This window comes from Bradyrhizobium sp. CCBAU 53340 (genome assembly GCF_015291645.1).
Taxonomy (GTDB): domain Bacteria; phylum Pseudomonadota; class Alphaproteobacteria; order Rhizobiales; family Xanthobacteraceae; genus Bradyrhizobium.
In genome coordinates, this window is sequence record NZ_CP030055.1 from 577,604 (window position 1) to 603,291 (window position 25,688).

Consider the following 25,688-nt stretch of genomic DNA (forward strand, 5'->3'; position numbering starts at 1 on the left):
TTTCCCACGAAAGCAGCGGCGGTGGTTGTTCTTTCGAGGCGAGCCGCTACTCGGCCGCCTGCGAGACCTTCATGCGTCCGGCTGCATCCAGCACGGCCTTGACGATGTTGTGATAGCCGGTGCAGCGGCAGATGTTGCCTTCGAGCTCGTGACGCACGGTCGCCTCGTCGAGCTGGCCGCCGTGGCGCTGCACGATGCCGATGGCCGACATGATCATGCCCGGCGTGCAATAGCCGCACTGCAGGCCGTGATTGTCGCGGAAGGCGGCCTGCATCGGGTGCAGCTCGTCGCCCTTGGCGATGCCTTCGATGGTGGTGACGTTGGCCCCGTCGGCCTGGCCGGCCAGCATGGTGCAGGATTTCACCGCCCTGCCGTCGACGTGCACGACGCAGGCGCCGCACTGGCTGGTGTCACAGCCGACATGGGTTCCGGTGAGGTTGAGGTGATCCCGCAGCAAATGGACCAGCAGCGTGCGGTCCTCGACGTCAACAGCAACGGCCTTGCCGTTCACTGTCAGTTTGACTGTAGACACGGTGTAGTCCTCCCGAATGTTTGTCGTTATTCCAATTAGAGACAGCGCGAACGGAACTTTGCAACTGGGATTTTCGTGGCCATGCGTCATGGAAAGGTCATCGTGGCGGCCGCCGCTGATGCGCGATTCGGTCACAATGTTTCGTGCCGCCGCCGATGTGGCGCGACCTCGCAGAGAGCATTGTAAAAAGATAGAAGCTGCGTCTGTGAGGCCGCGTGCTCGACCTGATCATCGCGCGAAGCGCCTGCCTTGTCGCGTCCTATGTGGCGCCCGGCCGCACGTCGGTTTCTCCCCTGGATGCCTGTTCGTTGCGCAAATAGGAGCACGCGCCCCTGCCGTTGTAATCGCGATCTTGGTAGTAGGCGGCTGCGGATTAAGTCATTGATTTCATTTGCGGCAATGCAGCGATCCTCTGCCGGTACGGTGTCGTTGGGCGAGCCAGGTCAGCCCCGTACTTTCGGATATTGCGATTTCTCAAGGCGGCCGGACCTCAGCAGGACTAGTACTTACTGGCAATTGATCGCAGCCGAGCGCGCCCTTAGGCGAGCCTGACAAGCAACAGCGAAAATGGGGTGGAAGCGATGCAGATGAACGACAGTCAGCGTATTCCGGCGTCCCAGGCCATTGTGTGGGCTGCGCTCAACGACCCGGACATTCTCAGGCGCTGCATTCCCGGCTGCCAATCTCTCGAGATGACGTCGCCGACGGAGATGGTTGCGACAGTGGTGCTGAAGGTCGGCCCGGTGAAGGCGACGTTCAGCGGCAAGGTGACGCTCGCCGATATCGATGCGCCCAACGGCTACCGCATCATCGGCGAAGGTGCCGGCGGCGTTGCGGGTTTTGCCAAGGGCGGCGCGACGGTCAGGCTGGAAGAAGAATCTCCCGGCGTCACCATCCTGCGCTACGAGGCGGACGCGCAGATCGGCGGCAAGCTCGCGCAGCTCGGCTCTCGCCTGATCGATTCGACGTCGCGAAAGCTGGCCGCGAATTTCTTCGAAAGCTTCGCCGCATTGGTAGCGCCATCATCGTGATTGCTGCGCAGCATCACTGATCGCGACGATACAACATCGCCACAAACTCACCTGTCGTCCCGGACAAGCGTAGGGTTATCGCGTTTGAGAGCAGATTCCCTGCGGCGCATCCTTCGAGACGCCCGCCTTTGGCGGGCCCTCAGGATGAGGGCGGAGTGCGTGGCAGTTGTTTTAGCGAGTACCATTGCTGTTTAGCCTCATCCTGAGGAGACCGCGAAGCGGTCGTCTCGAAGGACGAGGCGTGCGCACAGGAAGGCGATGCCGTCGTGCACCGCTTGGTGCGTTTTGCACTGTAGATCTAGGCAAAGACGCAAGCATCGACAACGAGATGCGCGACGAAACTTGCCGGTGATTTGCACTACTACCTTCCGCCTATACTAAGCCAGAAGCGACGATGTTGTAATTCCAAACGATGGTTCGCAGACAAACTGCGCATCGCGAGTGCATCTCGCTCGGGCGCTCAATGCGGCGCGCACAACAACATCGGAGGGAATACATGACCTTTGGAACGAAGGGCTTCTTGGCTGGCATTTCGATGATTGCGATGCTGGCTGCCGCGACATCCACCGTTCGCGCCAACGACTCGGTGATCAAGGCGCAATCCGACCAGAACCAGTGGGCCGTCACCGGTCACGACTACGGCAACACCCGTTTCAGCCCCCTCAAGCAAATCAATACCGAGAACGCCGGCAAGCTGACGCTGGCTTATTCGTTCTCGCTGGCCTCGCTGCGTTCGAACGAGTCCTCGCCGATCGTCGTCGGCAACACGCTCTACGTTTCGAGCTCCTGGGGCCCGAAATATGTCTACGCGCTCGACGCCGCCACGGGGCAGCGCAAATGGACCTATGAGCCCGATATTCCCGACGACGTGCTGCAATTCGCCTGCTGCGACGTGAACAATCGCGGCGTCTCCTATGCCGACGGCAAGATCTTCGTCGGCCGCCTCGACGGCAAGCTGACGGCGCTGGATGCGGCGACCGGCAAGGCGCTGTGGACCTCGAAGGTGGTCGACTACAAGCAGGGCTCGGTCATCACCTCGCCGCCGCTCGTGGTGCGCGACAAGGTCATCACCGGCTTTGGCGGCGGCGAGTACGGCGCCCGCGGCGCGCTGCTGGCCTTCGACATCAACACCGGCAAGCAGGTGTGGCAGACCTACACCGTTCCCAACCCGGATGAGCCCGGCGGCGACAGCTGGAAGGGCGATACCGCCCAGCATGGCGGCGGCGCAGCCTGGCTGGTCGGCTCCTACGATCCGAAGAGCGACACGGTCTATTGGGGCACCAGCAATCCCGGCCCGTGGAACACCGCGGTGCGTTCGACCGGCGACGGCAATTTCGGCAAGCTGACCAATCTCTACACGGCTTCGACCCTCGCGCTCGATCCCAACACCGGCAAGATCAAGTGGCACATCCAGACCACGCCGGCCGATGCATGGGATTATGACGGCGTCAACGAAGCCGTGCTCGCCGACCTCAAGATCGGCGGAAGCACCGTGCCGGCTCTGATGAAGGCGGATCGCAACGGCTACTTCTTCGTCGCCAATCGCGAGACCGGCAAGGTGCTCTCGGCCGAGAAGTACGTCTTCTCGAACTGGGCCAAGAAGTGGGACGTCAACACCATGCGGGCGGAAGAGGATCCGGACAAGCGTCCGGGCCCGAACCATCCGGCCAAGGACATCTGCCCGAACCTGATCGGCGGCAAGAACTGGCAACCGATGTCGTTCAACCCGCAGACCGGCCTCGTCTACATCCCGTCGAACAATGTCTGCATGGACTGGTCGGTCGGCGATGTCTCCTACAAGCGCGGCGTGTTCTATCTCGGCGCCGAATTCCCGACCAAGGAAGGTCCCGGCGGCTTCCTCGGCGAACTCATGGCCTGGGATCCGGTCGCTCAGAAGAAGGTCTGGTCGATCAAGGAAGACCTGCCTTTCAACGGCGGCACGCTGACCACCGGCGGCGGCCTGGTGTTCTCCGGCAACCTTCACGGCGACTTCCGCGCCATCGATGCGAAGAATGGCAAGGTGCTCTGGAGCAGGAATCTCGGCTCCGGCATTGGCGCCGGACCGGTGACCTATGAGGTCGGCGGTAAGCAGTATGTCGCCATCGTCGTCGGTCGCACGGCCTCGATCCCTGCGTTCCTGGGCGATATTGGCAAGAAGATGACGGCCGCTGCGCCCGAGGGCGGTTCTCTCTTCGTGTTCTCCGTCCAGTGACCACTCGCGCGCGTATCCATGAGGTGACGGATACGCGCGCGTTTTTTTAAAGACGAGAGTTGCGGCATCGGCCGATGCCTCGTGCCGCAACGCTTGATCCAAACAATTCCCAACTGCGGGAGATGAGGATGCGCCGGAATCATCTTGGAATCGGCAACAGCCGAAATCGCGCCATCGCCGGACTTGTTGCGTGCGCCGCTGCGATGATCGCTCCCCTCGCTCACGCGGACGAGGTGCAGCCGTTCCGCCTCTGCGCCGATCCTACCAACCTGCCGTTCTCGAGCGACAGCCCCTCGCAGCCGGGGTTCTATGTCGAGATCGGACAGGCGCTGGCGCAGGCGCTCGGCCGTCCCATCGCCTTTGACTGGTACAAATCCTATTTCGGCAAGCGGACCGTGCGCGTCACGCTGCTCGGCAAGCAATGCGACGCCATGATCGGACTGCCGCGCTCCGAGGATTTCATGGGACCGGCCGTGATCTTCTCCAACACCTTCGCAAAGGAGGGTTATGCGCTGGTGGCGGCGAAGGGACAGGCGATCGGCGGCATCGACGGCCTCAAGGGCAAGCGCGTCGCGGTGCAGTTCGCCAGCACGCCGCAAAACCTGCTCGCGAGCCGCGACGATGTCCAGAAGGTGACCGTGCTGTCGCCGGAGGAGGGCATGCAGGCGCTCGAGCAGGGCAAGGTGGACGTCGCCTTCATCTGGGGACCTGTCGCCGGCTGGCTGAACAAGACCAGCTACAATGATCGCTATCAGATTCAGCTGACCGAAGGCGAAGGTCTGTCATGGGATGCCGCCATCGGATTTGCGAAGACGTCGACCGAGCTCCGGGATCGTGTCGATGCCGTCTTGCCGCAGCTTGAGAAGACGATCGGCAAGCTTGCGGTGAAGTACGGCTTGCCGACAGGGCAGCCGGTGCGCTTCGGCGCGGCCCGGGCAGCGCCGGCGGGAACAACGACGGGGACGGGAACGGGGCCCGCCGTGGTGCAGATCGCCAACGTGGTGGCGACCGAGACCAAGGGCGATGCGTCTGCGCCAAATGCGGAGGCCGTCGGGGCAGGCAAGGAGATCTTCAACGGCACCTGCGCGCATTGTCACGGTCCCGACGCGATCCAGAGCGAGCGGAAGATCGACCTCCGGCTCCTGCGTCACCGCTACGGCGACGACATGCGCGACACGTTCTGGAAGACCGTGCATGAAGGCCGGCCGTCCAAGGGCATGCCGGCCTGGAAGGAAGTGTTCACCGACGAACAGTTCGACAGCATCTATTCCTTCTTGCTGACGGTTCAGGCCGAATCGAACGACTGAACGGCCTTGACCTGACGGGAGCGAGAAGATGTGCTAGCGTCGAGGCGGCATCATCCCGGGCGGGGGCAGCATGGATGTGTTGCTTCCGCTCCTGCGGTCGATGCCCGTGCCGTGCAGTCTCGCGCGGTGGAGTCTTGTACGGTGGACTCTTGGGAAGGCGCCATGACCAGCTTCCTGATCATCGATGATCATCCGCTGTTTCGCGAGGCGCTCGGCAATGCGGTGCGTCTGGCCTTGCCGGAGGCGCGGATCCTCGAGGCGATGTCGATCGAGGACGCCCTGCATATCCTCTCGGCCGAACAGGGTATCGACCTCGCGCTGCTCGACCTCTCACTGCCGGATGCGACCGGATTCTCCGGCTTCCTCCGCCTGCGTGAGACCCATCCGCGCCTGCCTGTCGCCATCGTGTCAAGCGAGGAGGACCAGCACGTGGTCCGCGAAGCGCTGGCGCTGGGCGCCGCGGGGTACCTGCCCAAGTCGACCTCCAAGCGCGAACTGGCGCAGTCGATCGAGGGCGTGCTCAGCGGATCGGTGTCGGTGCCGAAGGATTTTGTCGTCGCACCGCACCGACGACGGGCCGATGGCAACAAGGCGCTCGAGGTCAAGTTGCGCGAGCTCACGGGGCAGCAGCTTCGCGTGCTCGACCTGCTGCGTCGCGGTTTTCCGAACCGGCAGATCGCCCAGGAGCTTCGGCTCGCGGAATCCACGGTCAAGGCGCACATCACCGAGATCCTGCGCAAGCTCGGCCTGTTCAGCCGGAACAAGGCAATCGTCGAGATCGGCAAGATGGACCTGCCCGATCCCAAGAGCCGACCCAATGCGCGCGTCGATCGCGGGAGGCCGCAATAATACGGCACGTCGTCTTGACCTGGATCCATTTGACCTAGATCAATCTGGTTCGCTCTGGCTCGGACATGCTTTATATACGTCAGCGCAGGCAACGATCTGGGAATGGTCCAACGTGACACGATTTCTCATTGTCGAAGATCATCCGCTGTTTCGCGAAGCCCTGGAAGGCGCCCTGCAACTGGCGACGCCCGAGGCTGTCATCCTGCAGGCCACCTCGATTGACGGCGCGCTCGGCCTGCTGTCGTCGACAGACGGAATTGACCTCGTCCTTCTCGACCTTTCGATGCCGGGGACGACAGGCCTGTCGGGGATCATCCGCATCAGGAAGGCGTTTCCGCGGATTCCGGTCATCATCGTATCCGGGTACCAGGATCCGCAAATCATCGGCAGCGCATTATCGCTCGGCGTATCCGGCTACATCCTCAAATCCTCTTCGAAACGAGAGCTTGCGCAGGCGATCAGTGAGGTCTTGCGCGGCTCGATCTGCCTGCCGGATGCGTATCGCGGTTTGGCGCGGCCACCGCGGTCCGGAGGCCCCGCCCAGGAGCTGTTGAAGCGCCTGCACGACCTGACGTCGCAGCAATTGCGCGTCCTGGAAATGCTCCAGCGTGGCCTTCAGAACAAGCAGATCGCCTATGAGCTGAAGATTTCGGAGACCACCGTGAAGGTCCACGTCTCCGACATCCTGCGCAAGCTCAACGTGATGAGCCGCACCAAAGCCATCGTCGAAATGTCCAGAATTGATTTCGTGACGCTGGCAGCCGAGGGCTCCGCGTCAAGGCGCGAGTGTGCCCAGTCGGATCAGCCTTGAGGTGAGTCTTCCGCAGCCACGTCGCGCCAACCGAGGTGCTCGTTGGTTAAGACTATCCTTGAGGGATCATTGGCCTGGCGGAATGTAAGATATTACCCCTACTGTGCATGGGGTTGTTTTCGATATCAGCTCAGCAGGAACGACAGCAGCGCCCGCATCTCGGCGGGCTTGATCGGCTTCTTCAGCACCTCGAGGCCGACGAGGCTCGCCTCCTTCGCGGCTTGTTCGGAATAGTCGGCCGTAATGATCATGGCGGGGGTGTCGAGCTTCAGATGCTCCCGGACGTCGGCAATGGCGGACAAGCCGCTCTCGCGGTGATCGAGGTGGAGATCGGCGATGATCGCATCCGGCGCGCCGCCGAGCTCGCTGAGGCGCACCAATGCGTCCGCGGTCGACCGCGTCGTCGCGACGTCGCAGCCCCATCCCTCCAGCAGGGCGGCCATCGCTTCCGCGCCGTTCGGATCGTTCTCGATCAGCAGGATCTTGGCGCCTTCGAGTCCGCCACAGTGCCGCTCCGCGAGTTTGACCTCGTGCACCTCGCCACTGGCTTCGGTGAGGTCGGCTGACGCCAGCTCCAGGGTGAAGGTCGATCCCCGGCCGACCCGCGACGACAGCCGTACCTCGTGTCCCAGCACGGTTGCGAAACGGCGGACGATGGACAGGCCGAGCCCGAAACCAGCCTGGTCGGTGGCGCTCGCTTCGCCGCGCTGGAACTCGCGGAAGATCGCTTCCTGCTGCGCCTTCGCAATTCCCGGCCCGGTGTCGGAGACCTGGATGCAGATGTGGTCGCCTCGCGGCCGGCACCCCATGATGACGCCGCCGCTGCGGGTATAGCGAATCGCATTCGCCAGCAGGTTCTGCAGGATCCTGCGCAGCATCATGGCGTCGGAAAACACCGCGAGCGAGGAAGGACGAATGCGCAAGGAAAGACCTTGCCTCCAGACGGCCGGCTCGAACTCGTTTCGCAGCTGGTCGAACAGGGGGGCGAGCGTAATCGGCCGCACGTCGGGCCGAAGAGCGCCCGCATCGAGCTTTGCGATCTCCAGCAGCGAGCGCAGCAGATCTTCCAGCGTCACCAGCGAGCGGTCGACCTGATCGATAAGAACGCCCGCTTCCTGCGATTCCATCATCTCGGTCAGTGCCGACAGCGTCAGGCGTGCCGCGTTGAGGGGCTGCAACAAATCGTGGGTGACGGAGATCAGCACCGAGGATTTCAGCGAGCTTGCGGCCTCGGCCTGCTGCTTGGCGCGGTAGAGACCCTGATTGGCGCGCTCGACCGAATGCAGCGCCTCGCGCAGCTGATGGGTCCGGTCGCGCACCTTGTGATCGAGCGCGATGGCGGTCTCGAACAATGAAAAGGCGTTGAGCTGCTGGTCCATCGAGCGTTCGACGCGCGACATCAGCGCGGCATTGATCTTCTTCAGCTTCGCGGCTTCGCGCTGGAGCTGCTCGACGGTTTGAGTGTCCTGCCAGCTCTCCGTCACGCCGGGCGCCTTCCGATCGCAACGCCGGTGAAGGTCTGGTTCACGTGCATGGAGCCGAACTGTTCGCCATAGGTGTGGAATCCGACGACGCGGTTCTGCCGGTACAGCTCGGACATGTCGCGCGCGAGCTGATGCTGCTCGGCATCCAGCCGGCGGAGCAGGCATTCGAAACCGATATAGAGCGAGACGTCTCCGATCTGGTCGCGGATCTCGGCGAAGGTCTCGTGCGTCGCACCGACCAGACTTTTCGACGAGGCCGCCGTCAGCACCATGCCCTCGTCGATCGCGCAGAAGAAATGCAGGGAGCCGTCCGGCTCGACCCGCTGGATCGATCGCGCGTAATAGGAGCCGCCGACGCGCACCAGGACCGGATGGGATGCGAAGGAGAACGGGTCGAGCTTGGCGTCCATGATCCCGACCACGCGCGAATATTCCTTGGCCGCCGGCTCGGCATTCAGCTCCCTGACCGTTCGATTTTCGATGTCGGCCTCCGTGACCACCATCTTCTGCGCCCGCGGCTCGAAATTGTCGCATTTGAAGACCCGGAACGGCAGCGACGTGCTCAGGAGGATCAGCAGGGCGGCGTTGGTGTGGGCCTTACCGTCGAAGAACACGAAGGTCCTTTCGAAGCGCATTCCGTCGCCCGCGGACCCGCCGACCACAGGGATGTCGTCGAGCGAGGCATAGAGCGCGGACATCACCGCCTCTTCGCGGCGGCACAGGCCGTCGATCAAGACCAGGCCGAAGGGACTGCCGCGATCGATTTGCGGGCTCGCCCGCAGCAGCTCGTGCCGCAGCTCGCCGCCGATCCTGCGGCCGTCCTCTACCTGGAAGCTGTCGAGGTTGAGAATGGGCCGCACCGCGGCCGAGAAGTCCGCGCGGCTGAAGGCGAGAGCCACGACGCTGTTCTCGTCCCAGCCGTCAGGGGCAAGCTCGCCCGCGGTGGTGCAGCCGCAGACCTGGGTCTCGTCGAATTGCCGGGTGATCTCGGCGACGAAATGATGGGGGTCGTAACGCGGAGAGAGAAAGACCAGGATCAGTGCCAGCTCGTCGGACGGGAGCTGGGCCGCAAGCTCGGCCACGGCTTCATCGACGGTCGCCGCCTTCGATTTGGCAACGGCAACACCAGACGCTCCGTCAAACCGAAACTCGGTTTGCCCCACTCCGCTTCTCCCTCGAGGACTAGCTTGGTCTAACGCCAAGTGCGTGATTATTGCCCGACAAGTGCCGCAAGAATAAGGCGTTTTCCGTTTAGCCGCAACACGCGAGGTCGCCGGGGGCCGCTCTCGCTGCTCGGAGATTCTCCGCTCCAGCATGCAGATCGGAAGAATTTACCGCCCTTTATCGATTGTGCCTTAGTTTTGCGCATCCAGGTCTGGGGGCGGGGCGCCTCCCGATCGCGGCTGAAGACTAAAATGGGGGTTTGGGAATGTCCGGGCGTACCGCGTCGCCATCCAAGCGCAGCATATTTCCGACACTCCGGTTCCGCGCCAAGATCATCCTCGGTTTTGCCGCTGTGCTGGTGATCTCCGCCGGCAGCATGGCGTTTGCCTATTTCGGCTTCGAGCGAGTCTCATCCGGTGTCGGGTCCTATCGCAGCAGCGTCTCGGAGGCCGATCTCGCCCGTAACATCGACCGCGAATTGCTCGCCTACCGGTCGGCTGTCAAATACTTCGTCGTCACCGGCAAGGAAGACGACGCCAAGGCGGCGCTCGACGCCGAAGCCAGTCTGAAAAACGCCATCGAGCAGGCCGTCAAGAGTGCGAAGACAGCGCCTCGGCAGGACAGCCTCAACAAGCTCGCCAAGGAGTTTTCGAATTTTTCCGCGACCTTCGCCAAGGTCCTCAAAGCCAAGCGTGACAGCACGCTGTTGGTGCAGAACCAGCTCTCGCGCCAGGCCAATCTGCTGAAGTACAAGCTCGACGACATCGGTAACAACGCCTCCGACGCCGAGGCGCAGGCGATCGAGTTCGGCACCAAGCAGGTCAATGCCCAGTTCCAGACCGCAAGCGCGGCCGCGACCAATTTCGTGCTGACGTCGGACCAATCGATCGCAAGCAGTGCGCTGGCGCGGCTGAAATTCGTCGAGAACTCGCTCGGCGCGGTCTATTCCATGGACGACAAGATCGTCGCCGGCCTGAAGGACGCCAAGACCATCCTCGCCGCCTATCGCGATGCGCTCGAGAAGCTGATCGCCAACGCCAAGCTGGTCGACGAGCTCGTCACCGAGATGAGCGGCTCGGCCGGTGCGATCCTTCAGGGCGCCTCCGCCATGAAGGCGGATCTGGTTGCCGAGCAGCAGCGGCTGGATTTGGAATCGGAGGCGACCATCGGGAAGACCGAGCAATTGGTGCTGATGCTCGCCGTCGGCGGCACGCTGTTAGGTGCGGTCCTCGCCTTCCTGCTCGGCACCGGCATCTCGCGGCCGATGATTGCGATGTGCAAGGCGATGCGGGAGCTCGCCTCGGGCAATTTCGACGTCGTGCTGCCGGGTCTCGGGCGGAAGGACGAGATCGGCGAGATGGCCGGCGCGGTCGAGGAGTTCAAGGTTCAGGCGATCGCCAAGGCCGAACGCGATGCCGCCGCCAGCGAAGCCCAGAACAAGGAGCAGGCCGCGTCGCGGCGCTCGGAGCTGATCCGCTTTGCCGATGATTTCGAGGCGGCGGTCGGTGCTATCGTGTCGAACGTGTCGGCCTCGGCCGTCCAGCTCGAATCCTCGGCGTCCACGCTGACCCGCACCGCCGAGACCACGCAGACCCTGTCCAGCCAGGTCGCCGGCGTGTCCGAGCAAGCCTCGAACAACATGCAGTCGGTCGCGACCGCGACGGAGGAGCTGTCGGCCTCGGTCGAGGAGATCGGCCGCCAGGTCCGCGACTCCAACCGCATCGCCGAGGCCGCCGTGGTCCAGGCCAAGGAGACCGACGGCCGCATCGGAAAGCTCTCGCACGCCGCCCAGCAGATCGGCGAGGTGGTCAAGCTGATCACGGCGATCGCCGAGCAGACCAATCTCCTGGCGCTGAACGCCACGATCGAGGCGGCGCGCGCGGGTGAAGCCGGCCGCGGCTTTGCGGTCGTCGCGAGCGAGGTTAAGTCTCTGGCGAGCCAGACCGCGAAAGCCACCGACGAGATTTCCTCGCACATTGCGGGCATGCAGGGCGCGACGGCGGAGTCGGTCGTCGCGATCAAGGAGATCGGTGCGACCATCGGCAAGATCTCGTCGATCTCGACCTCGATTGCGAGCGCCGTCGAGCAGCAGGGTGCGGCGACGCAGGAGATCGCCCGCAGCGTTCAGAACGTTGCCCAGGGCACCCAGACCGCGGCGACCGACATTGGCCAGGTCAACCGCGGCGCCGCTGAGACCGGCTCGGCCTCGGAAGAAGTGCTACACTCGGCCAAGACGCTGTCGTCCGAAAGCAGCCGCCTGCGCGCTGAGCTCGACCGCTTCATGGCAAACATCCGGGCGGCTTAACAAGGCTTACGCCGCTCCACATTCCATGGTCGTCCCGGCGAAGGGAGAGAGCGGGCTTTAAATCTCCCGCCTCACCTCGCCGCGGGTTGCGGCGTCACAAATTTACCACAGCTTATTCTTTGCCCCTTACCGTGCATGTGAGTCGGGGAGCGGGCTGCTCTCGGGCTGCGCCTGGTTTTCCGCGAATGGAATGGGGTGGGGCAATGTCCGTCAAGTCGAAGCCGAGCTCTTTGAGGCTCTTCACTTTGCGTTTTAGTGCAAAAATCATTCTCGGCTTTGTGGCGGTGCTCGCCATCCTCGCCGTCAGCATGGCGTTCGCCTATTTCGGCTTCGAGCGAATTGCGGGTGCCGTCGCCTCCTATCGGGCCAGCGTGGCGGAAGCAGACCTGGCGCGAACCATCGATCGCGAATTGATTGGCTATCAGGGGCTGACCCGGGCTTACACGCTGACGGGAGCTGCGGACGATGAGACCGCGGCAAAGGCGGCCGAAGCGAATCTGAAGGCGGCGATTGCGAAGTCGATGTCCGCCACGACAGGCGCAGCGCGCCGCGAGGAGGTCGGCAAGCTGGAAGCCGAGTTCCAGCGCTTCACAAAGGTGTTCAGCGAGATCATCACGCTGACCCGCGAGAACAACAAGATCGCAACCGATGAGCTGAACAGCGTCGGCAACAAGATCCGCTTCAAGTTCGACGACCTCGCTGATACTGCGGCGCTGGCCGGTCTGAACTCGGTCCAGACCACGGCCAAGGACATCACCTCGCAATATCTCGCGGTCTCCACCTCGGTCAGCGCTTTCGTCGCCAAGCCGGAGCCGAAGACGGCCGATGGCGTCGTCGCCCGCATCAAATTCCTGGAGACGTTGCTGGTCTCGATCTACGCCAACGACCAGAAGATCACCGACCGTGTCACCGAGATCGGCAATCTGCTGAAGCAGTATCGTGCGTCCTTTGCGAAGCTGTCGGAGAATGTGAAGGTCATCGTCAAGCTGAACGGCGAGATGACCAAGACGGCTGCGTCCATCCTCAAGCTCTCGGGCGAGTTGCGGTCGGATCTGTCGGCCGATCAGCAGCGTATCGAGGAGAGTGCGAATGTGACGATTGGGGAAACCGAGCGGCTGATGCTGATGCTGGCGCTGGGTGGTCTTGCCGTCGGCGCCGCGCTGGCTCTGATGCTCGGCAATGGCATCTCGCGGCCGATGATTGCGATGTGCAAGGCGATGCGGGAGCTTGCCTCCGGCAATTTCGACGTCGTGCTGCCGGGCCTTGGGCGCAAGGACGAGATCGGCGAGATGGCCGGCGCGGTCGAGGAGTTCAAGGTCCAGGCCGTTGCCAAGGCCGAGCGCGATGCCGCTGCCAGCGAAGCCCAGAACAGGGAGCAGGCGGCAAGTCGCCGCGGCGAGCTGATCCGCTTTGCCGATGATTTTGAAAGCGCTGTTGGTGCGATCGTGTCCAACGTCTCGGCTTCCGCCGTGCAGCTTGAATCCTCAGCGTCCACACTGACCCGCACCGCCGAGACCACGCAGACCCTGTCCAGCCAGGTCGCCGGCGTGTCCGAGCAAGCCTCGAGCAACATGCAGTCGGTTGCGACCGCGACCGAAGAGCTGTCGGCCTCGGTCGAGGAGATCGGCCGCCAGGTCCGCGACTCCAACCGCATTGCCGAGGCCGCAGTGGTGCAGGCCAAGGAGACCGATGGCCGTATCGGAAAGCTCTCGCACGCCGCCCAGCAGATCGGCGAGGTGGTCAAGCTGATCACGGCGATCGCCGAGCAGACCAATCTCCTGGCGCTGAACGCCACGATCGAGGCGGCGCGCGCGGGTGAAGCCGGCCGCGGCTTTGCGGTCGTCGCGAGCGAGGTTAAGTCTCTGGCGAGCCAGACCGCGAAAGCCACCGACGAGATTTCCTCGCACATTGCGGGCATGCAGGGCGCGACGGCGGAGTCGGTCGTCGCGATCAAGGAGATCGGTGCGACCATCGGCAAGATCTCGTCGATCTCGACCTCGATTGCGAGCGCCGTCGAGCAGCAAGGTGCTGCGACCCAGGAGATCGCCCGCAGCGTTCAGAATGTTGCCCAGGGCACCCAGACCGCGGCGACCGATATCGGCCAGGTCAACCGCGGCGCCGCTGAGACCGGTTCGGCCTCGGAAGAGGTGCTACACTCGGCCAAGACGCTGTCGTCCGAAAGCACCCGCCTGCGCGCCGAGCTCGACCGCTTCATGGCGAATATCAGGGCGGCGTAGCGTCCGCCGCGGCTTAGACGCTCCGTTGGCGCCTCATACTCTCTGGTCGCCCTCGCGAAGGCGGGGACCCATAACTCCAGGGAGCAGTTGGGTGCGACAGGGCAACTCCGAGTCTTCGTTCAACCCCGTCCTGTGGTTATGGATCCCGGATCAACGCTTCGCTTGTCCGGGATGACAGCGGAGTAAGGAGTGCGCACCTTACTCCTTCCCAAATGCGCGCCTTAGTTCCACCTTCGCCTTTTCCAGCCGCGTGCGCTGTGTCTTTGGCAACGTCTTGCCGGCGCGGTTGATGTAGAAGGTCAGCATCGACAGCGCGGAGCGATAAGCGCCGCTCTTGCGGCGCGCGCTGTGCTCGGCCGAGCGCTTCAGCGAGGCTGCGATCCGCTTCGGGCTGGTGAGCTTGAAGACACCGCGCTTGAGGTCAAGCGCGTCGCTCTCCTTTGTCACACGCTGCGACCAGCGCTTTGGCGCGGCGCGCTTGTTGCTTTTGCGCGCGATGCTGCGTCGCGCGCTGGTCTTCTTGCGTGCGCCGGTTTTGCGCGAATGTGTCGTCTTTCTGACCTGAGCCATGCGTCAACTCCTTGCGGCTCCAGCGAAAACGGTCGGTATTTGCCGACGTTCCTAAGGGAACCGGCCCTTCGCGCGAGCGTTGTCGCAGGGTGGCAGGCGGAACGCCGCACCCCCAAAAGACCCAGCAACACGATGGAATTGCAGCAGAGCCCAGCGCTGAATTACGGACCTGCGATTTCGGCGGCGGCCGTGACCGATCGCATTGTCGAAACCAGCATTCCCGCGCGGCTCGACGCGCTGCCCTGGAGCGGCTTTCACACCCGCGTCGTGCTGGCGCTCGGCATTACCTGGATCCTTGATGGACTCGAAGTGACGCTCGCCGGCGCGCTCTCGGGCGCGCTGAAGCAGAGCCCGACGCTGCATTTCTCCAATCTCGATCTCGGCGTCGCGAACTCCGCCTATCTTGCGGGCGCCGTGCTCGGCGCGCTCGGATTCGGCTGGCTGACTGACCGCATCGGCCGAAAGAAGCTGTTCTTCATTACGCTGGCGCTCTATCTGTCGGCCACCGCGGCGACCGCTTTGTCGTGGGACATCGCAAGCTACGCGCTGTTTCGCTTCCTGACCGGCGCCGGCATCGGCGGCGAATACACCGCGATCAACTCGACCATACAGGAGCTGGTGCCGGCGCGCTACCGCGGCTGGACCGATCTCGTCATCAACGGCAGCTTCTGGATCGGCGCGGCGATGGGCGCGGTCGCAGCCATCGTGCTGCTCGATCCTGCCTCGGTGGGGCCCGATCTCGGCTGGCGTCTCGCCTATCTCATCGGCGCGACCATCGGCCTCGTCGTGCTGTTGATGCGGATGTGGATCCCGGAAAGCCCGCGCTGGCTGATGATCCATGGCCGCCCCGACCAGGCGCACGAGATCGTCGACGGCATCGAGCGCTCGGTGATCGGGCACGATCAGGAGACAAGCCGCGAGAGTTTCCCCAAGATGCGGCTGAAGATGCGCGATCACACGCCGATCGGCGAGGTCGTGAATACCCTCTTCTCGGCTTATCGTCAGCGTGCGCTGGTCGGCCTCGTGCTGATGGTGGCGCAGGCGTTCTTCTACAACGCGATCTTCTTCACTTTCGCGCTGGTGCTGACCGATTTCTACGGCATCAGCGCCGATCATGTCGGCTGGTATCTGTTGCCGTTCGCCGCCGGCAACTTCCTCGGCCCTTTGCTGCTCGGCCGTCTGTTCGACACCCTCGGCCGCCGCGCCATGATCATGTTCACCTATGGCATCTCCGGGCTGCTGCTGGCGCTTTCGGGCTATCTATTCTCGATCGGCGTGCTGAGCGCGCAGGGGCAGACCATCGCCTGGATGGTGATCTTCTTCTTCGCCTCGCCCGCTGCAAGCGCCGCCTATCTCACAGTGAGCGAGACCTTCCCGCTCGAGGTCCGTGCGCTGGCGATCGCGGTATTCTATGCGGTCGGCACCGGCATCGGCGGCGTCGTCGGTCCTGCGCTGTTCGGCGCGCTCATCGATACGGGGTCACGCGCCAGCGTGTTCGCCGGCTACCTGCTGGGATCCTTCCTGATGATTGCGGCTGCGATCGTGGCGTGGCGCTATGCCATCTCCGCGGAACGAAAATCGCTCGAACAAATCGCGCGGCCGCTCGCTTCCATGGAGTAGACTATGAAATCGGAACTCGCCGAACTGGATCAGAAGCGTCCCATGCTCGATGATGAAGCGCCCGATGCTGTACCGGTGCCACATGCGCTCGTCCCGCATCTCAACGAGACTGCGATCCTGCTCGACATCGACGGCACGCTGCTCGACCTGATGCCGACGCCGCGCGAGGTGTGGGTGCCGCCGGGTCTTTCGGAGACGCTGAACCGGCTGACGGAGCGGACGTCGGGTGCGCTGGCCATGGTCAGCGGTCGCTCGCTCAACGACATCGACCTGATCTTTGCACCCGATGTGTTTCGCGCCGTCGCAGGGCACGGTGCGGAGATGCGCCTCTCGGTAGGAAACGAGGCCGACGACGTCCACGCGCCGCCGATGGACAAGGAGCTGAAGCGGCGGCTGGCCGCGATCGCAAAGCTCAGCCCCGGGATTCTGCTCGAGGACAAGGGCTATTCCCTGGCGCTGCACTATCGCCTCGCACCGCACGCGGAGAAGGCGATCTACGAGGCGGTCTCGCTGATCCGGGCCGATCTGCCCAATGCGCCGATCGAGGTCTTGCCTGGGAAGTTCGTCTGCGAGATCAAGCATTCCGGTTTCACCAAGGCAACCGGCGTACGCCAGCTGATGAATCATGAGCCCTTCAAGGGGCGTCGTCCCATCTTCATCGGCGACGATGTCACCGATGAAACCGTGTTCGCGATCATGCCCGACATGAACGGCCTTTCTTTCTCGGTCGGTCGCCGTGCGATCGGCGTCAACGGCCATTTCGACGCGCCGAACGATGTACGCGCGTTCCTTGCGCGCCTGCTCGACGATACAAGGTTGGAATAAGGCACGGTCACCTCGGAGCCACATTGTCGTCAGCGTCCGCTGCCTGGCCGACGCCAATGATGTTGCGCGAAGCTGACGCCAACGCTCTTTTTCTTGAACGAAATCCCGGGGTTCCCTCTCAAGAAAACTGGTTCCAACGCACGCGCCCGACTTTGGTTTCATTTCGTGGAAATGATGACCGGAACCATATTGATGAACGGCAGTTAAACGGGGTGGAATGAACAGGAGGGGACGACCTGTGAATTTAGTCGTCGTTTCAAATCGAGTTGCGCGCGGTAAACCCAATGAGCCCATGACGGGCGGTCTCGCTGCGGCGTTGCTTCCCGTGGTGGAGCATTCGGGGGCTATCTGGGTGGGCTCCTCCGGCCGCGTGCGCGACGGTCATCAGAAGGAACCTTTCGCAGAGATCGAAGCGCTTGGCTCGGGCGCGATCGCAACGCTGGATCTGCCGGCTGCGCATTACGGCGGCTACTACGAAGGCTTTGCCAATTCGGCGCTGTGGCCGGCATTGCATTCGCGCAGCGATTTGATCCGCGTTTCGCGTGAGGACTATGTCAGCTATCGCGAGGTCAACGCGTTCATGGCGCGTGCCTTGATGCGATTCCGCAAGGCCAAGACGGCGTTCTGGGTGCAGGATTATCATTTCCTCGCGCTCGGCGCTGAGCTGCGCGATCTCGGCGTCGATGATCCCATCGGCTTCTTCCTGCACACGCCTTGGCCGGTCGCTGCGGTGATGCAGGGCGTGCCCAATCATCGCGAGTTGATCACGGCGATGCTGGCTTACGATCTGCTCGGCTTCCAGACGGAGGCGGATTGCCAGAACTTCCTCGGCTATGCCGGCGGCGAACTCGGCCTCATCATCGAGGATGGCATCGTGTTTTCGCAGCACGGCCGCACCCGCTGCGAAGTGTTTCCGATCGGCGTCGACGCAGAGAAGTTTGCGGCCTATGCCGCGAAATCGGCCTCGCATCCCGACGTCTCGCGCCTGCGCCGCAGTCTGAACGGCGAGCGGCTCGCGATTGGCGTCGACCGGCTCGACTATTCCAAGGGTCTGGTCAATCGTATCAGCGCGTTCGACCGGCTCTGGACCGAGCAGCCGCAATTCGCGCGCAGCATCTCGCTGCTCCAGATCGCCAACCCCTCGCGCGGCGGCATCGAGGCCTACGGCAATCTCCAGAACGAGGTCGCGCGCCTCGTCACCGACGTGAACGGCCGCCATGGCGAGGTCGACTGGACGCCGATCCGCTATCTCAACAAGGGTTTTAGCCAGACCGTGCTTGCGGGCCTCTATCGCACCGCGCAGGTCGGCGTGGTGACACCGTTGCACGACGGCATGAATCTCGTCGCCAAGGAGTACGTCGCCGCGCAAAACCCGGCCGATCCCGGCGTGCTGGTGCTGTCGAAATTCGCTGGTGCCGCCAACGAGCTCGACACGGCGCTGCTGGTCAATCCGCATGACATCGACGGCATCGCCCGCGCGATCGCGATTGCCGCCGCGATGCCGCTCACCGAGCGCAAGATGCGCTGGGACGCGATGATGAAGACGCTGCGCGGTCACACCATCCAGCAATGGTCGTCGGATTTCGTCGCCGAGCTGGAGAAGTGCCGCACCGAGAAGGTCGTCGCCGCCCCGCTCGCGGCGCAGCCGCCGCAGGCGTTGCGCTGGCTGAAGTCGGCGATTTCAGGAGTGCGACTGATCTGAGAGGGGCCTATTCCCTCTCCCCGTTCGCTCGGGGGAGGAGCCTCAATAGCAATACGAGACCCCATCCAGGATCGCGCATTGCCGCTTGTTCGGCGCATTCGGATCATCCATCGGCACCACGCCCTTGCCCTGGCCGACGAACACGCCGGGCCCGATATGCACCGAGCTCTTGTTGCCGATGGTCACGCTTTGATGTGGCGTCGAACTGGAGCGCGTCCCGTCCGGCCAGAGGATGGTATCACCCGACAGCACCCCGCGACGGCCGTCGTCGCAGGTCACATCGACGCCCTGGCGCGTGCAGGCCTGGGCCTGGGCGGGCGCGGTAAAGCCGGCGCCAAGGGGCAAAATCAGGCTCAGTGTGGCGATCGTCTTGCGGATGGTCATGGCGTCCCCGGTGATGTTTGGTGTCTTCGGGTGAATCGTCGCGCCAAACCCGTTTCCGGTTCAGCCAATTGCGGCTCCGGACGGCTTCGGTATACGAGAGATTTCCTTTTAAATACAATACGTTGCGGAAAATTCGTCCGATTTCCCAGCGATCCCTTGCAAAATCACCGGCGCCCCTTCAAGAGAGGGCGCTCCGGAGAGATGGCCGAGTGGCTTAAGGCGCACGCTTGGAAAGCGTGTGTGCGGGAAACCGTACCGTGGGTTCGAATCCCACTCTCTCCGCCAGCCCTCAAGATCTGGATTTACAAAAGTTTAGGGCTCGCCGAGGCGCTGTACACATCGGCGTAGTCAATGGCGTCCTATCTATGGCTGCCGGGGGCTTGCTGGTATTTCCAGCTGCGGCCGGGCTTGCTATTAGCTTCCTGCCTCGGCTGGAAGGTCGTGAGGCGGTCTGCCGCCCTGCGAACAGCAATGTGCGCGGGCTTGTGGTGACGAGAACTGATTAGAGACCACGTCGTGACAGGCCGACCGACTCACTTCCTTGCTCAGACGCTCCAGCAAGCCATGCTGGCGTTGCGGGCGAAGCAATTCGGCCAGGCGAAGCAGCTGGCCAGCGAGGTTCTGAAATCGAACCGGACGGACCGCAATGCGGTCCTCATCCTCGCACACGCCCTGATCGGGCAAGATCACGCGGATGAAGCGGTTGGACCGCTGGAACGGGCCGCGCGACGTACCGGGGATGCGGAAATCGAGACTTTGCTTGGCGCGGCACTTTGCGCCGCGAGGCGGCAGGCGGACGGCATCCTTCAGTTGCGCCGAACCGTCGCCCGGCGGCCTTGTTATCTCCCGGCTTTCCAGGAGCTGGCGGGGCAGCTCGCCAAGGCGGGACATCTCGATGAAGCAATCAGCATTATTGAGGAAGGCCTCGCGCTGGCGCCCGATAGCATAGAGCTGACCCTCGATCTCGGACGTTTGTGGATCCAGAACCATGACAGCGCAAGGGCACGCGCGGCGCTGGTGCGCGCACGCGACGCCGCTCCAGGACGGCCGGACGTCTTGACTGAGCTCGGTCGGGTTCTGATCATTGACGGAGACTATTCCAGCGCCGCTGAGGCGTATCGGCATGCACTGGCCCTACGTCCTGACGACCTGCTTTCGCGCGCCAATCTCGCAACATGCCTGCTCGAGATGGGGGACCGCAACCGCGGCGAAGCGGCGCTGCGCTCCATCCTGCGCGGCCGACCCCAGATGCTGGGCCGTGTCGCCTTCACGCTCGCCACAACGTCTCACGGCCGCTTCTTCTTCCGACCGAGCGAGGCCGCGAGCTTCCTGGAGAGAAACGAGAGCTAGACCCTGAACTGCCGTCGGTACAAATCCGGCTCGCGTCGGAGTGTGTCCTGCAACTCATGCATCCGGCGTGTGTCTTCCGCGGTGAAGGCTGACACCTCGCTTGTCCAACTCTCCCGCCTAACAGGAATGCACTGGGCTATCGGCGTTCCCTTCGGAAGCACGCCGTGGAAGTTCGTATCATGCCAGTTCGCGGGAAAATGGATCCAGTTGTCGATGTAACGGTCACAATCGACGATACCGCTGAGCGTCGTGAAAGGCAGGTCGAACCGGTTGATGGGGTGCGTGAAGTAGAGCGCGTAGCCTGCCGGGGCTTCAATCGTCCAGAGATTGTGGAACTTGACAACGAAGCGATCTTCGTCGAACAGCGGCGTGCCCGTAACCTGGCCAGGATCATGGAAGCTAATCGGCGAGCGTGGAAAATTGATCTCGCCTGTCGGCAAGTCGTTGTCCCATGTAATCTGGCCATCCTCCACCCGCAAATCGCAGATCAGCGGAATGAGAAAGCCGCTTGTCATAGCGTCGACGAAGGGTGGACAGCGCTTTACGGTCTGCTCTTCCTGGAGATTTAGCGCGCTGAAGGCCTTTGTCGGCATCGCTTTGAGCCAGCCGGGAAGGCCGAGGCTCGCGGGAACAGGATTCGGCAGCAAACCTTCAAGCGCCCGGGGGCAGCGGAATTTTATTGTCAGCTTATCTTCGGACATCGTGCGAGGTTATCCTCCCTCCTCTTATTGGGCTAGCAAACTCCCACTCTGGAACGAATGATACCAGAGTGCGCGCTGAGCGTCTTGCTTCAAACCTTTGGGCGCAATGGCGATCTCCGCCTCCTCGGCGATGTCTGGTTGTGGCCATCGCGACCTTGCTGCGGTTGCGCAAAGGCGGGCGGTATTAGGTCGAAGCGGACATCGCGAACGGCCTATAAGTACCCGTCTGAAGTTTCGAGTAGTTGAGCTCCGGCCGGCTGCTGCGTTGCTCTCCTGCCGGCGCATTCTGCTTCGGACCCTAAGGCCGGCGGCGTCGACCCTGCTTTTGCTGCCTACACTTTTCGTCGGCGTGAGCGGAGCCCACTCGTTTTAGGGGCGTGCCGCCCCAAGCCGTCGAGGCAACCCTTCGGGCGAGAACGCGCGAGCCGTCTAGTCGCTCCCGCTCCGGCCTCGCGGTTTCCGACCTGGTGACGGCTTTCCCTCGCTCATTGCCAAAGGCAAGGTACGGGAACGGGGTTCGTTACCACTCTCTCCAACGCCAAGGTCCGGGTTCTAGTCCGTTCTAGTCCCCACACTTGTCCAGATCTGCCAGCTCCAGTCCAGATGCTGTCGCTTTCATCACGATAGAGCCGCCGGTCGTCCCACCACTCGTTCCTTCATCCCTTTTGCCGGGCCGGTTGTCCCTCGATCCTTGTCCATCCGAATGACTCGATCATTGTGCCGCTCAACCGGTCGGAAAAATTCCGTCGGTCAAGCGACATCCTGACGAAGATCAACTGCAGGGGCGTGGGGCCAGATGGAAAAGCGATACATCTCCCAAATTGGACGAGGCGCCATGATCGTGCTCGCCACAGTCGTCGCCGCGTATTCCTTGCGATACTACGGCGCGCTGGGAAACGTGTGGGTCAGTATCGATCCAAAGATCAAGGCGGTCATATTGCAGGCGCCACTACCAGCTCTGATCCATATGCTCATCGCCCCTGTCGCATTGACCCTCGGTCCGCTCCAGTTTTACCCGGGGCTACGCGAGCGCCATCCGACGTGGCATCGATGGTCAGGTCGGCTTTACGTCCTGGCGTGCGTGACGGGTGGAGCAGGCGCGTTGGCTACGGCACTGTTTGCTTCGGGCGGATGGGTCGCGGGTCTCGGCTTCGGACTTCTCGCTTTATTGTGGGTCGGAACGACCACGGCTGCCTGGATCTCGGCAGTACGGAGAAAGTTTGAGTGGCACCGGCTGCTCATGCGGTTCAGCTATGCGATGACCTTCGGAGCCGTTGTCCTTCGCTTGCAGATTCCAGTCGGCTATCTGTTGGGCTATGACAGCTACTCCAGCATGTCGCCGGTTCTGGCGTTTACTTCGTGGATACCCAATGTCCTAATCGTCGCGCTGTATTCGATGCAAGAAGCGCGGTGGCGTTCTCAGTCATCGGGGCCTGCGTCCGCTTATGAGCCTACGGTCTAGTCCAATGTTTCCCGGTAGGACCAGACGGCCGCTGCGATCACGCACAGTGTGAACAGCGCGATCGGCCAAAGCTCCGGCGCGATCGTAGTCGCGCCGTTGCCCTTGAGCAGCACGCCGCGCACGATGCGGATGGCATGGGTCGTCGGAAAAATCTCGCCCAGCCATTGCGCCCATCGTGGCATGCCCTGAAACGGAAACATGAACCCGGACAGCATGAAGGACGGCAGCAGTGTGAATTGCGCAAGCTGCTGTGCCTGCATCTGACTCGTGGCGATCGTCGAAAAGGTCAGCCCAAGCGCAAGATTGCTGGCGATGAACAGGCCCAGGGCAAGCAACAGCAGCACGACCGAGCCGCGGATCGGGAGCTGGAACGCGAGCGAGGAGATGACAAGGATCAACAGCGCCTGGACGTAGCCGATAACGACGTAGGGAACGATCTTGGCAATCATGATTTCGATCGGCCGCACGGGCATAGCCATCAGGTTCTCCATCGTGCCGCGCTCGCGCTCCCGTGTGATGGAAAGCGTCGTAATCAGCAGCGTTGACATGGTCAGCACGATGCAGATCAATCCCGGCACGACGTTGAGAACCGTGAGCTGCTCCGGATTGTAGCGGGCGTGCACCACGAACTGGAACGGCGGCGCCGTCGTCGGAGTTTGACGGATCGACGGCAGGTCGCGATTGATGTCGCTGACGACGGCCGAAAGCGCTGCGGTTGCATTGCCGATGGCGGTCGGATCAGTCGCGTCGGCGTCGATCAGGATCTGCGGTTCTTCTCCGCGATCGACTGAACGGTCGAAGTTTGCCGGCACGTTGATCGTGAACAGGGCTTCGCCAGTCGCGAGCGCCCGTTCGGCCTGGGCTTCGGACGAGAACAGCTTGACATCGTAGTAGCCGGTGTTCTGCAGCGCGGTAACGATCGTCCGTTCGTATTTCGACGGCTCGGCGAGCAGGAGCCCGGTCGGCAAATGCTTCGGGTTGGTGTTGATGGCGTATCCGAACAGGAAGAGCTGCATGATCGGCAGCGCGATGATCAGACGCAACGTCATGCGATCCCGCCGCACCTGAATCCATTCCTTGCCCAGCAGGGAATAAAGCCGCTTGAGGGAGAAGTTGCTCATTGAGCCGCCTCCCTGACCGCAAGTTGGTGGATGAAGACATCCTCCAGGCGCGGCTCGGCGTCGTGCCAGTCGAAGGCCGGGAAGGCGCGCGCGGCCTGTTCCAGCGCTGCGCGGTCGACGCCAGCAACCCGCAAGGCACGCCCGAATACTGCGGCGGCTTCGACACCCCTCATGCGCCGGATGCGGCGCGCGACCTCGTCGATGCCTTCGCCCATGGTCTCGAAGACGACAATTCCCGAGCTGCGGACGACGTCATCTGCAGTGCCATGCACCACGATGCGACCGTCCGCGAGATAGACGATGCGGTTGCAGCGTTCGGCTTCGTCCATGTAGTGGGTGGAAACCAGGACCGTCAGGCCTTCGCCGGCCATGTCATGAATGAGGTCCCAGAACTCGCGGCGTGCATTGGCGTCGACACCGGCCGTGGGTTCGTCCAGCAGCAGCAATTTGGGCCGATGCAGCACGCAAGCCGCGAGCGCGAGCCGCTGTTTCCAGCCGCCGGACAAGTATCCGGCGAGCTGGCTCTCGTAGCCCGCAAGGCCCATCCGCTTGATGATGGTATCAACCGCTTGATCGCCGTCAGCCATCTCGTAGACGCCGGCGCCCAGTTCCAGATTCTCCCTGACGGTCAGGTCCTCGTAATAGGAGAATTTCTGGGTCATGTAGCCGGTCTGGCGACGGATGGCCGGTCCGTCCTTGCGGATATCGAGCCCAAGGCAGGTGCCGGCCCCGCTATCTGGAATAAGAAGGCCACACAGCAACCGAATGGTCGTGGTCTTGCCGCTGCCATTGGCCCCGAGGAAACCGCAGATCTCGCCTTGCGCGACCTGGAGCGTCAGCCCGTCGACCACATGGCGCGCGCCAAAACTCTTGTGCAGATCGTGGACATCGATGATGGCGTCGGTCATGGCTGCGCTCCCTCCGCCGCAAGCGAGACCGAGACGGGCTGGCCGGGATTGAACAGCGCTGCTTCTCCAGGGCTCGGCCGCGCCTCGATCAGGTAGACGAGCTTGGCGCGGCTCTCCTCGCTGTAGATCACCGGCGGGGTATATTCGGCCTGCGGCGAGACAAACGAGATGGTCGCAGCGATGCCCGGCCGGCATCCGTCGCAATCGAGCCTGACCGGGTCGCCGCGATGAATGCGCCCGAGCTCGACCTCGGGTACAAAAAAGCGCACGAAAATATTGCCGGGCGGCAATAGCGAGACCACCGGTGCGCCGGCGCCCATGGTTTCGCCGGGACGCGCCAGCACATCGGCCACGCGGCCCGCCACCGGTGAGCTCACGTCGCGCTGCGACAGCCGCCACTCTGCCATTTCGAGCGCGGCCTGGGCCGCTTCGACGCCAGCGCGTTGCGCCTTGATCTCTCCCGCGCGGCCCATCGGTGCGCGGGCCTGCGCCAGCGCCGCCTCCATCGCGGCGACGCGTGCGGTCGCCGACCTGAAGTCCGCCCGACGTTGATCCAGCGTCTGCATCGTGACGGCACCATCCTTGACCAGCGTCAGGGCCCGTTCGAGATCGACCTTGGTGCGCTCAACGGTCGCGCGCGCGTCGGTAAGATTGGCTTCCGCCTGATCGATCTCGGTCGGCTTGCTCTCCGATTCGAGATTGGCGAGTTGGTCCTTGGCTTGCTGGAGTTGCCGCGCAGCCTGGTCGCGCGCTGCGCGATCCGCCGTTTCGTCCTGCGCAAACAGCTTTGTCCCGACCTCGACCTCGCCGCCGCGGACGACGTTCACGGCGGTCAGGAGCCCCTGCTGGGTCGGGCCGATCTTGACGTAATCGGCCTCTGCGTAGCCTTGCCAGGCGGTGCGCGCCGGGGCTCGCGGATAGTAGACGGCGGCAATCCCAATCGCGGCGGCCATCGAGACGACAGCCAATATGATCGTTCGACCGCGCATCGGCATCACTTCGAACTCTTTGCAACGAAACGGATGCGTTGCATTATAGTCCGAAACTGTGATATGGCAAGTCCGGTGGCACGGCTGAGATGACAGAGATCGCAGAATTCAAACGTGGCCCTGG

Annotated in this window: 21 protein-coding genes and 1 tRNA gene; 13 read left to right on the forward strand and 9 right to left on the reverse strand. The window is 63.0% G+C overall.

Annotated features, from left to right (window positions below; translation table 11 throughout):
* Positions 1-46: 46 nt before the first annotated feature.
* Positions 47-532: a (2Fe-2S)-binding protein gene (locus tag XH89_RS02680; protein ID WP_194465600.1), complete on the reverse strand. Its 486-nt coding sequence runs from the start codon at positions 530-532 to the stop codon at positions 47-49.
* A 581-nt stretch (positions 533-1,113) separates the two neighbouring features.
* Between XH89_RS02680 and XH89_RS02685 the strand changes: the two genes are divergently transcribed.
* The 5 genes from XH89_RS02685 to XH89_RS02705 all read left to right on the forward strand — a co-directional run bounded on the left by XH89_RS02685 (position 1,114) and on the right by XH89_RS02705 (position 6,742).
* Positions 1,114-1,563: a carbon monoxide dehydrogenase subunit G gene (locus tag XH89_RS02685; RefSeq protein WP_194468347.1), complete on the forward strand. Its 450-nt coding sequence runs from the start codon at positions 1,114-1,116 to the stop codon at positions 1,561-1,563.
* Between the two features lie 496 nt (positions 1,564-2,059).
* Positions 2,060-3,775 carry a PQQ-dependent methanol/ethanol family dehydrogenase gene (locus XH89_RS02690; protein ID WP_246767720.1) on the forward strand — a complete coding sequence of 572 codons (1,716 nt, stop codon included), beginning with the start codon at positions 2,060-2,062 and terminating at the stop codon, positions 3,773-3,775.
* Positions 3,776-3,897: 122 nt separating this feature from the next.
* Positions 3,898-5,082 carry a c-type cytochrome gene (locus tag XH89_RS02695; protein WP_194465601.1) on the forward strand — a complete coding sequence of 395 codons (1,185 nt, stop codon included), beginning with the start codon at positions 3,898-3,900 and terminating at the stop codon, positions 5,080-5,082.
* A 162-nt stretch (positions 5,083-5,244) separates the two neighbouring features.
* Positions 5,245-5,931 (forward strand): response regulator transcription factor, encoded by a 687-nt coding sequence (locus XH89_RS02700; RefSeq protein ID WP_194465602.1) that lies wholly within the window; start codon positions 5,245-5,247, stop codon positions 5,929-5,931.
* Between the two features lie 112 nt (positions 5,932-6,043).
* Positions 6,044-6,742 carry a response regulator transcription factor gene (locus XH89_RS02705; RefSeq protein ID WP_194468349.1) on the forward strand — a complete coding sequence of 233 codons (699 nt, stop codon included), beginning with the start codon at positions 6,044-6,046 and terminating at the stop codon, positions 6,740-6,742.
* Between the two features lie 125 nt (positions 6,743-6,867).
* Here the strand turns inward: XH89_RS02705 and XH89_RS02710 are convergent, their stop codons facing one another.
* Together XH89_RS02710 and XH89_RS02715 are read right to left on the reverse strand one after the other, a co-directional pair.
* Positions 6,868-8,226 carry a hybrid sensor histidine kinase/response regulator gene (locus tag XH89_RS02710; protein WP_194465603.1) on the reverse strand — a complete coding sequence of 453 codons (1,359 nt, stop codon included), beginning with the start codon at positions 8,224-8,226 and terminating at the stop codon, positions 6,868-6,870.
* The gene (locus tag XH89_RS02715; protein WP_194465604.1) at positions 8,223-9,389 is read right to left on the reverse strand and encodes an FIST N-terminal domain-containing protein; all 1,167 of its coding nucleotides are present in this window, start codon (positions 9,387-9,389) and stop codon (positions 8,223-8,225) included. Before XH89_RS02715 ends, XH89_RS02710 begins: the two co-directional genes overlap by 4 nt.
* 266 nt (positions 9,390-9,655) lie before the next feature.
* Here XH89_RS02715 and XH89_RS02720 point away from each other — a divergent pair, with 266 nt between their 5' ends.
* Positions 9,656-11,695: a methyl-accepting chemotaxis protein gene (locus XH89_RS02720; protein ID WP_194465605.1), complete on the forward strand. Its 2,040-nt coding sequence runs from the start codon at positions 9,656-9,658 to the stop codon at positions 11,693-11,695.
* Between the two features lie 203 nt (positions 11,696-11,898).
* Positions 11,899-13,932, forward strand: coding sequence for a methyl-accepting chemotaxis protein (locus tag XH89_RS02725; protein WP_194465606.1), 2,034 nt, complete (start codon positions 11,899-11,901; stop codon positions 13,930-13,932).
* Positions 13,933-14,130: 198 nt separating this feature from the next.
* On the opposite strand, the gene XH89_RS02730 is transcribed toward XH89_RS02725, so the two are convergent.
* Entirely contained in the window at positions 14,131-14,502 is a 372-nt protein-coding gene (locus tag XH89_RS02730) for a DUF3175 domain-containing protein (RefSeq protein ID WP_194465607.1), read from the reverse strand.
* 132 nt (positions 14,503-14,634) lie between these two features.
* On the opposite strand from XH89_RS02730, the gene XH89_RS02735 reads away from it, so the two are divergent.
* From XH89_RS02735 to XH89_RS02745, 3 genes are all read left to right on the forward strand, one after another.
* Positions 14,635-16,122 carry an MFS transporter gene (locus XH89_RS02735; protein WP_194465608.1) on the forward strand — a complete coding sequence of 496 codons (1,488 nt, stop codon included), beginning with the start codon at positions 14,635-14,637 and terminating at the stop codon, positions 16,120-16,122.
* Between the two features lie 3 nt (positions 16,123-16,125).
* Positions 16,126-16,947: a trehalose-phosphatase gene (otsB, locus tag XH89_RS02740; protein WP_194465609.1), complete on the forward strand. Its 822-nt coding sequence runs from the start codon at positions 16,126-16,128 to the stop codon at positions 16,945-16,947.
* Positions 16,948-17,185: 238 nt separating this feature from the next.
* On the forward strand, positions 17,186-18,649 hold the full coding sequence (locus tag XH89_RS02745) for a trehalose-6-phosphate synthase (RefSeq protein ID WP_194465610.1): 1,464 nt from the start codon (positions 17,186-17,188) through the stop codon (positions 18,647-18,649).
* A gap of 42 nt (positions 18,650-18,691) precedes the next feature.
* On the opposite strand, the gene XH89_RS02750 is transcribed toward XH89_RS02745, so the two are convergent.
* Positions 18,692-19,033, reverse strand: coding sequence for a hypothetical protein (locus tag XH89_RS02750; protein ID WP_194465611.1), 342 nt, complete (start codon positions 19,031-19,033; stop codon positions 18,692-18,694).
* A gap of 195 nt (positions 19,034-19,228) precedes the next feature.
* Here XH89_RS02750 and XH89_RS02755 point away from each other — a divergent pair.
* A tRNA-Ser gene (locus tag XH89_RS02755) sits at positions 19,229-19,318 on the forward strand.
* 279 nt (positions 19,319-19,597) lie between these two features.
* On the forward strand, positions 19,598-20,383 hold the full coding sequence (locus XH89_RS02760) for a tetratricopeptide repeat protein (protein ID WP_194468350.1): 786 nt from the start codon (positions 19,598-19,600) through the stop codon (positions 20,381-20,383).
* Here the strand turns inward: XH89_RS02760 and XH89_RS02765 are convergent.
* The gene (locus XH89_RS02765; RefSeq protein ID WP_194465612.1) at positions 20,380-21,084 is read right to left on the reverse strand and encodes a DUF6065 family protein; all 705 of its coding nucleotides are present in this window, start codon (positions 21,082-21,084) and stop codon (positions 20,380-20,382) included. The genes XH89_RS02760 and XH89_RS02765 overlap by 4 nt on opposite strands.
* A gap of 835 nt (positions 21,085-21,919) precedes the next feature.
* On the opposite strand from XH89_RS02765, the gene XH89_RS02770 reads away from it, so the two are divergent.
* Positions 21,920-22,546, forward strand: coding sequence for a DUF2306 domain-containing protein (locus tag XH89_RS02770; RefSeq protein WP_194465613.1), 627 nt, complete (start codon positions 21,920-21,922; stop codon positions 22,544-22,546).
* Here XH89_RS02770 and XH89_RS02775 read toward each other — a convergent pair.
* Genes XH89_RS02775 through XH89_RS02785 form a run of 3 tightly spaced genes read right to left on the reverse strand, consistent with a single transcriptional unit; the run spans position 22,543 to position 25,570 of the window.
* On the reverse strand, positions 22,543-23,667 hold the full coding sequence (locus XH89_RS02775) for an ABC transporter permease (protein ID WP_194465614.1): 1,125 nt from the start codon (positions 23,665-23,667) through the stop codon (positions 22,543-22,545). The genes XH89_RS02770 and XH89_RS02775 overlap by 4 nt on opposite strands.
* On the reverse strand, positions 23,664-24,575 hold the full coding sequence (locus XH89_RS02780; protein WP_194465615.1) for an ABC transporter ATP-binding protein: 912 nt from the start codon (positions 24,573-24,575) through the stop codon (positions 23,664-23,666). The genes XH89_RS02775 and XH89_RS02780 overlap by 4 nt, the downstream gene beginning before the upstream one ends.
* Positions 24,572-25,570 carry an HlyD family secretion protein gene (locus XH89_RS02785; protein WP_194465616.1) on the reverse strand — a complete coding sequence of 333 codons (999 nt, stop codon included), beginning with the start codon at positions 25,568-25,570 and terminating at the stop codon, positions 24,572-24,574. The genes XH89_RS02780 and XH89_RS02785 overlap by 4 nt, the downstream gene beginning before the upstream one ends.
* Positions 25,571-25,688 lie beyond the last annotated feature (118 nt).

What these genes read in the sequence shown, in the direction of transcription:
- XH89_RS02765 (WP_194465612.1), bottom strand. Translation starts at nt 21,084, where the DNA reads ATGTCCGAAGATAAGCTGACAATAAAATTCCGCTGCCCCCGGGCGCTT.
- XH89_RS02735 (WP_194465608.1), top strand. Translation starts at nt 14,635, where the DNA reads ATGGAATTGCAGCAGAGCCCAGCGCTGAATTACGGACCTGCGATTTCG.
- XH89_RS02685 (WP_194468347.1), top strand. Translation starts at nt 1,114, where the DNA reads ATGCAGATGAACGACAGTCAGCGTATTCCGGCGTCCCAGGCCATTGTG.
- XH89_RS02775 (WP_194465614.1), bottom strand. Translation starts at nt 23,667, where the DNA reads ATGAGCAACTTCTCCCTCAAGCGGCTTTATTCCCTGCTGGGCAAGGAA.
- XH89_RS02760 (WP_194468350.1), top strand. Translation starts at nt 19,598, where the DNA reads ATGCTGGCGTTGCGGGCGAAGCAATTCGGCCAGGCGAAGCAGCTGGCC.
- XH89_RS02700 (WP_194465602.1), top strand. Translation starts at nt 5,245, where the DNA reads ATGACCAGCTTCCTGATCATCGATGATCATCCGCTGTTTCGCGAGGCG.
- XH89_RS02690 (WP_246767720.1), top strand. Translation starts at nt 2,060, where the DNA reads ATGACCTTTGGAACGAAGGGCTTCTTGGCTGGCATTTCGATGATTGCG.
- XH89_RS02695 (WP_194465601.1), top strand. Translation starts at nt 3,898, where the DNA reads ATGAGGATGCGCCGGAATCATCTTGGAATCGGCAACAGCCGAAATCGC.
- otsB (WP_194465609.1), top strand. Translation starts at nt 16,126, where the DNA reads ATGAAATCGGAACTCGCCGAACTGGATCAGAAGCGTCCCATGCTCGAT.
- XH89_RS02730 (WP_194465607.1), bottom strand. Translation starts at nt 14,502, where the DNA reads ATGGCTCAGGTCAGAAAGACGACACATTCGCGCAAAACCGGCGCACGC.
- XH89_RS02785 (WP_194465616.1), bottom strand. Translation starts at nt 25,570, where the DNA reads ATGCCGATGCGCGGTCGAACGATCATATTGGCTGTCGTCTCGATGGCC.
- XH89_RS02770 (WP_194465613.1), top strand. Translation starts at nt 21,920, where the DNA reads ATGATCGTGCTCGCCACAGTCGTCGCCGCGTATTCCTTGCGATACTAC.
- XH89_RS02725 (WP_194465606.1), top strand. Translation starts at nt 11,899, where the DNA reads ATGTCCGTCAAGTCGAAGCCGAGCTCTTTGAGGCTCTTCACTTTGCGT.
- XH89_RS02780 (WP_194465615.1), bottom strand. Translation starts at nt 24,575, where the DNA reads ATGACCGACGCCATCATCGATGTCCACGATCTGCACAAGAGTTTTGGC.
- XH89_RS02720 (WP_194465605.1), top strand. Translation starts at nt 9,656, where the DNA reads ATGTCCGGGCGTACCGCGTCGCCATCCAAGCGCAGCATATTTCCGACA.
- XH89_RS02750 (WP_194465611.1), bottom strand. Translation starts at nt 19,033, where the DNA reads ATGACCATCCGCAAGACGATCGCCACACTGAGCCTGATTTTGCCCCTT.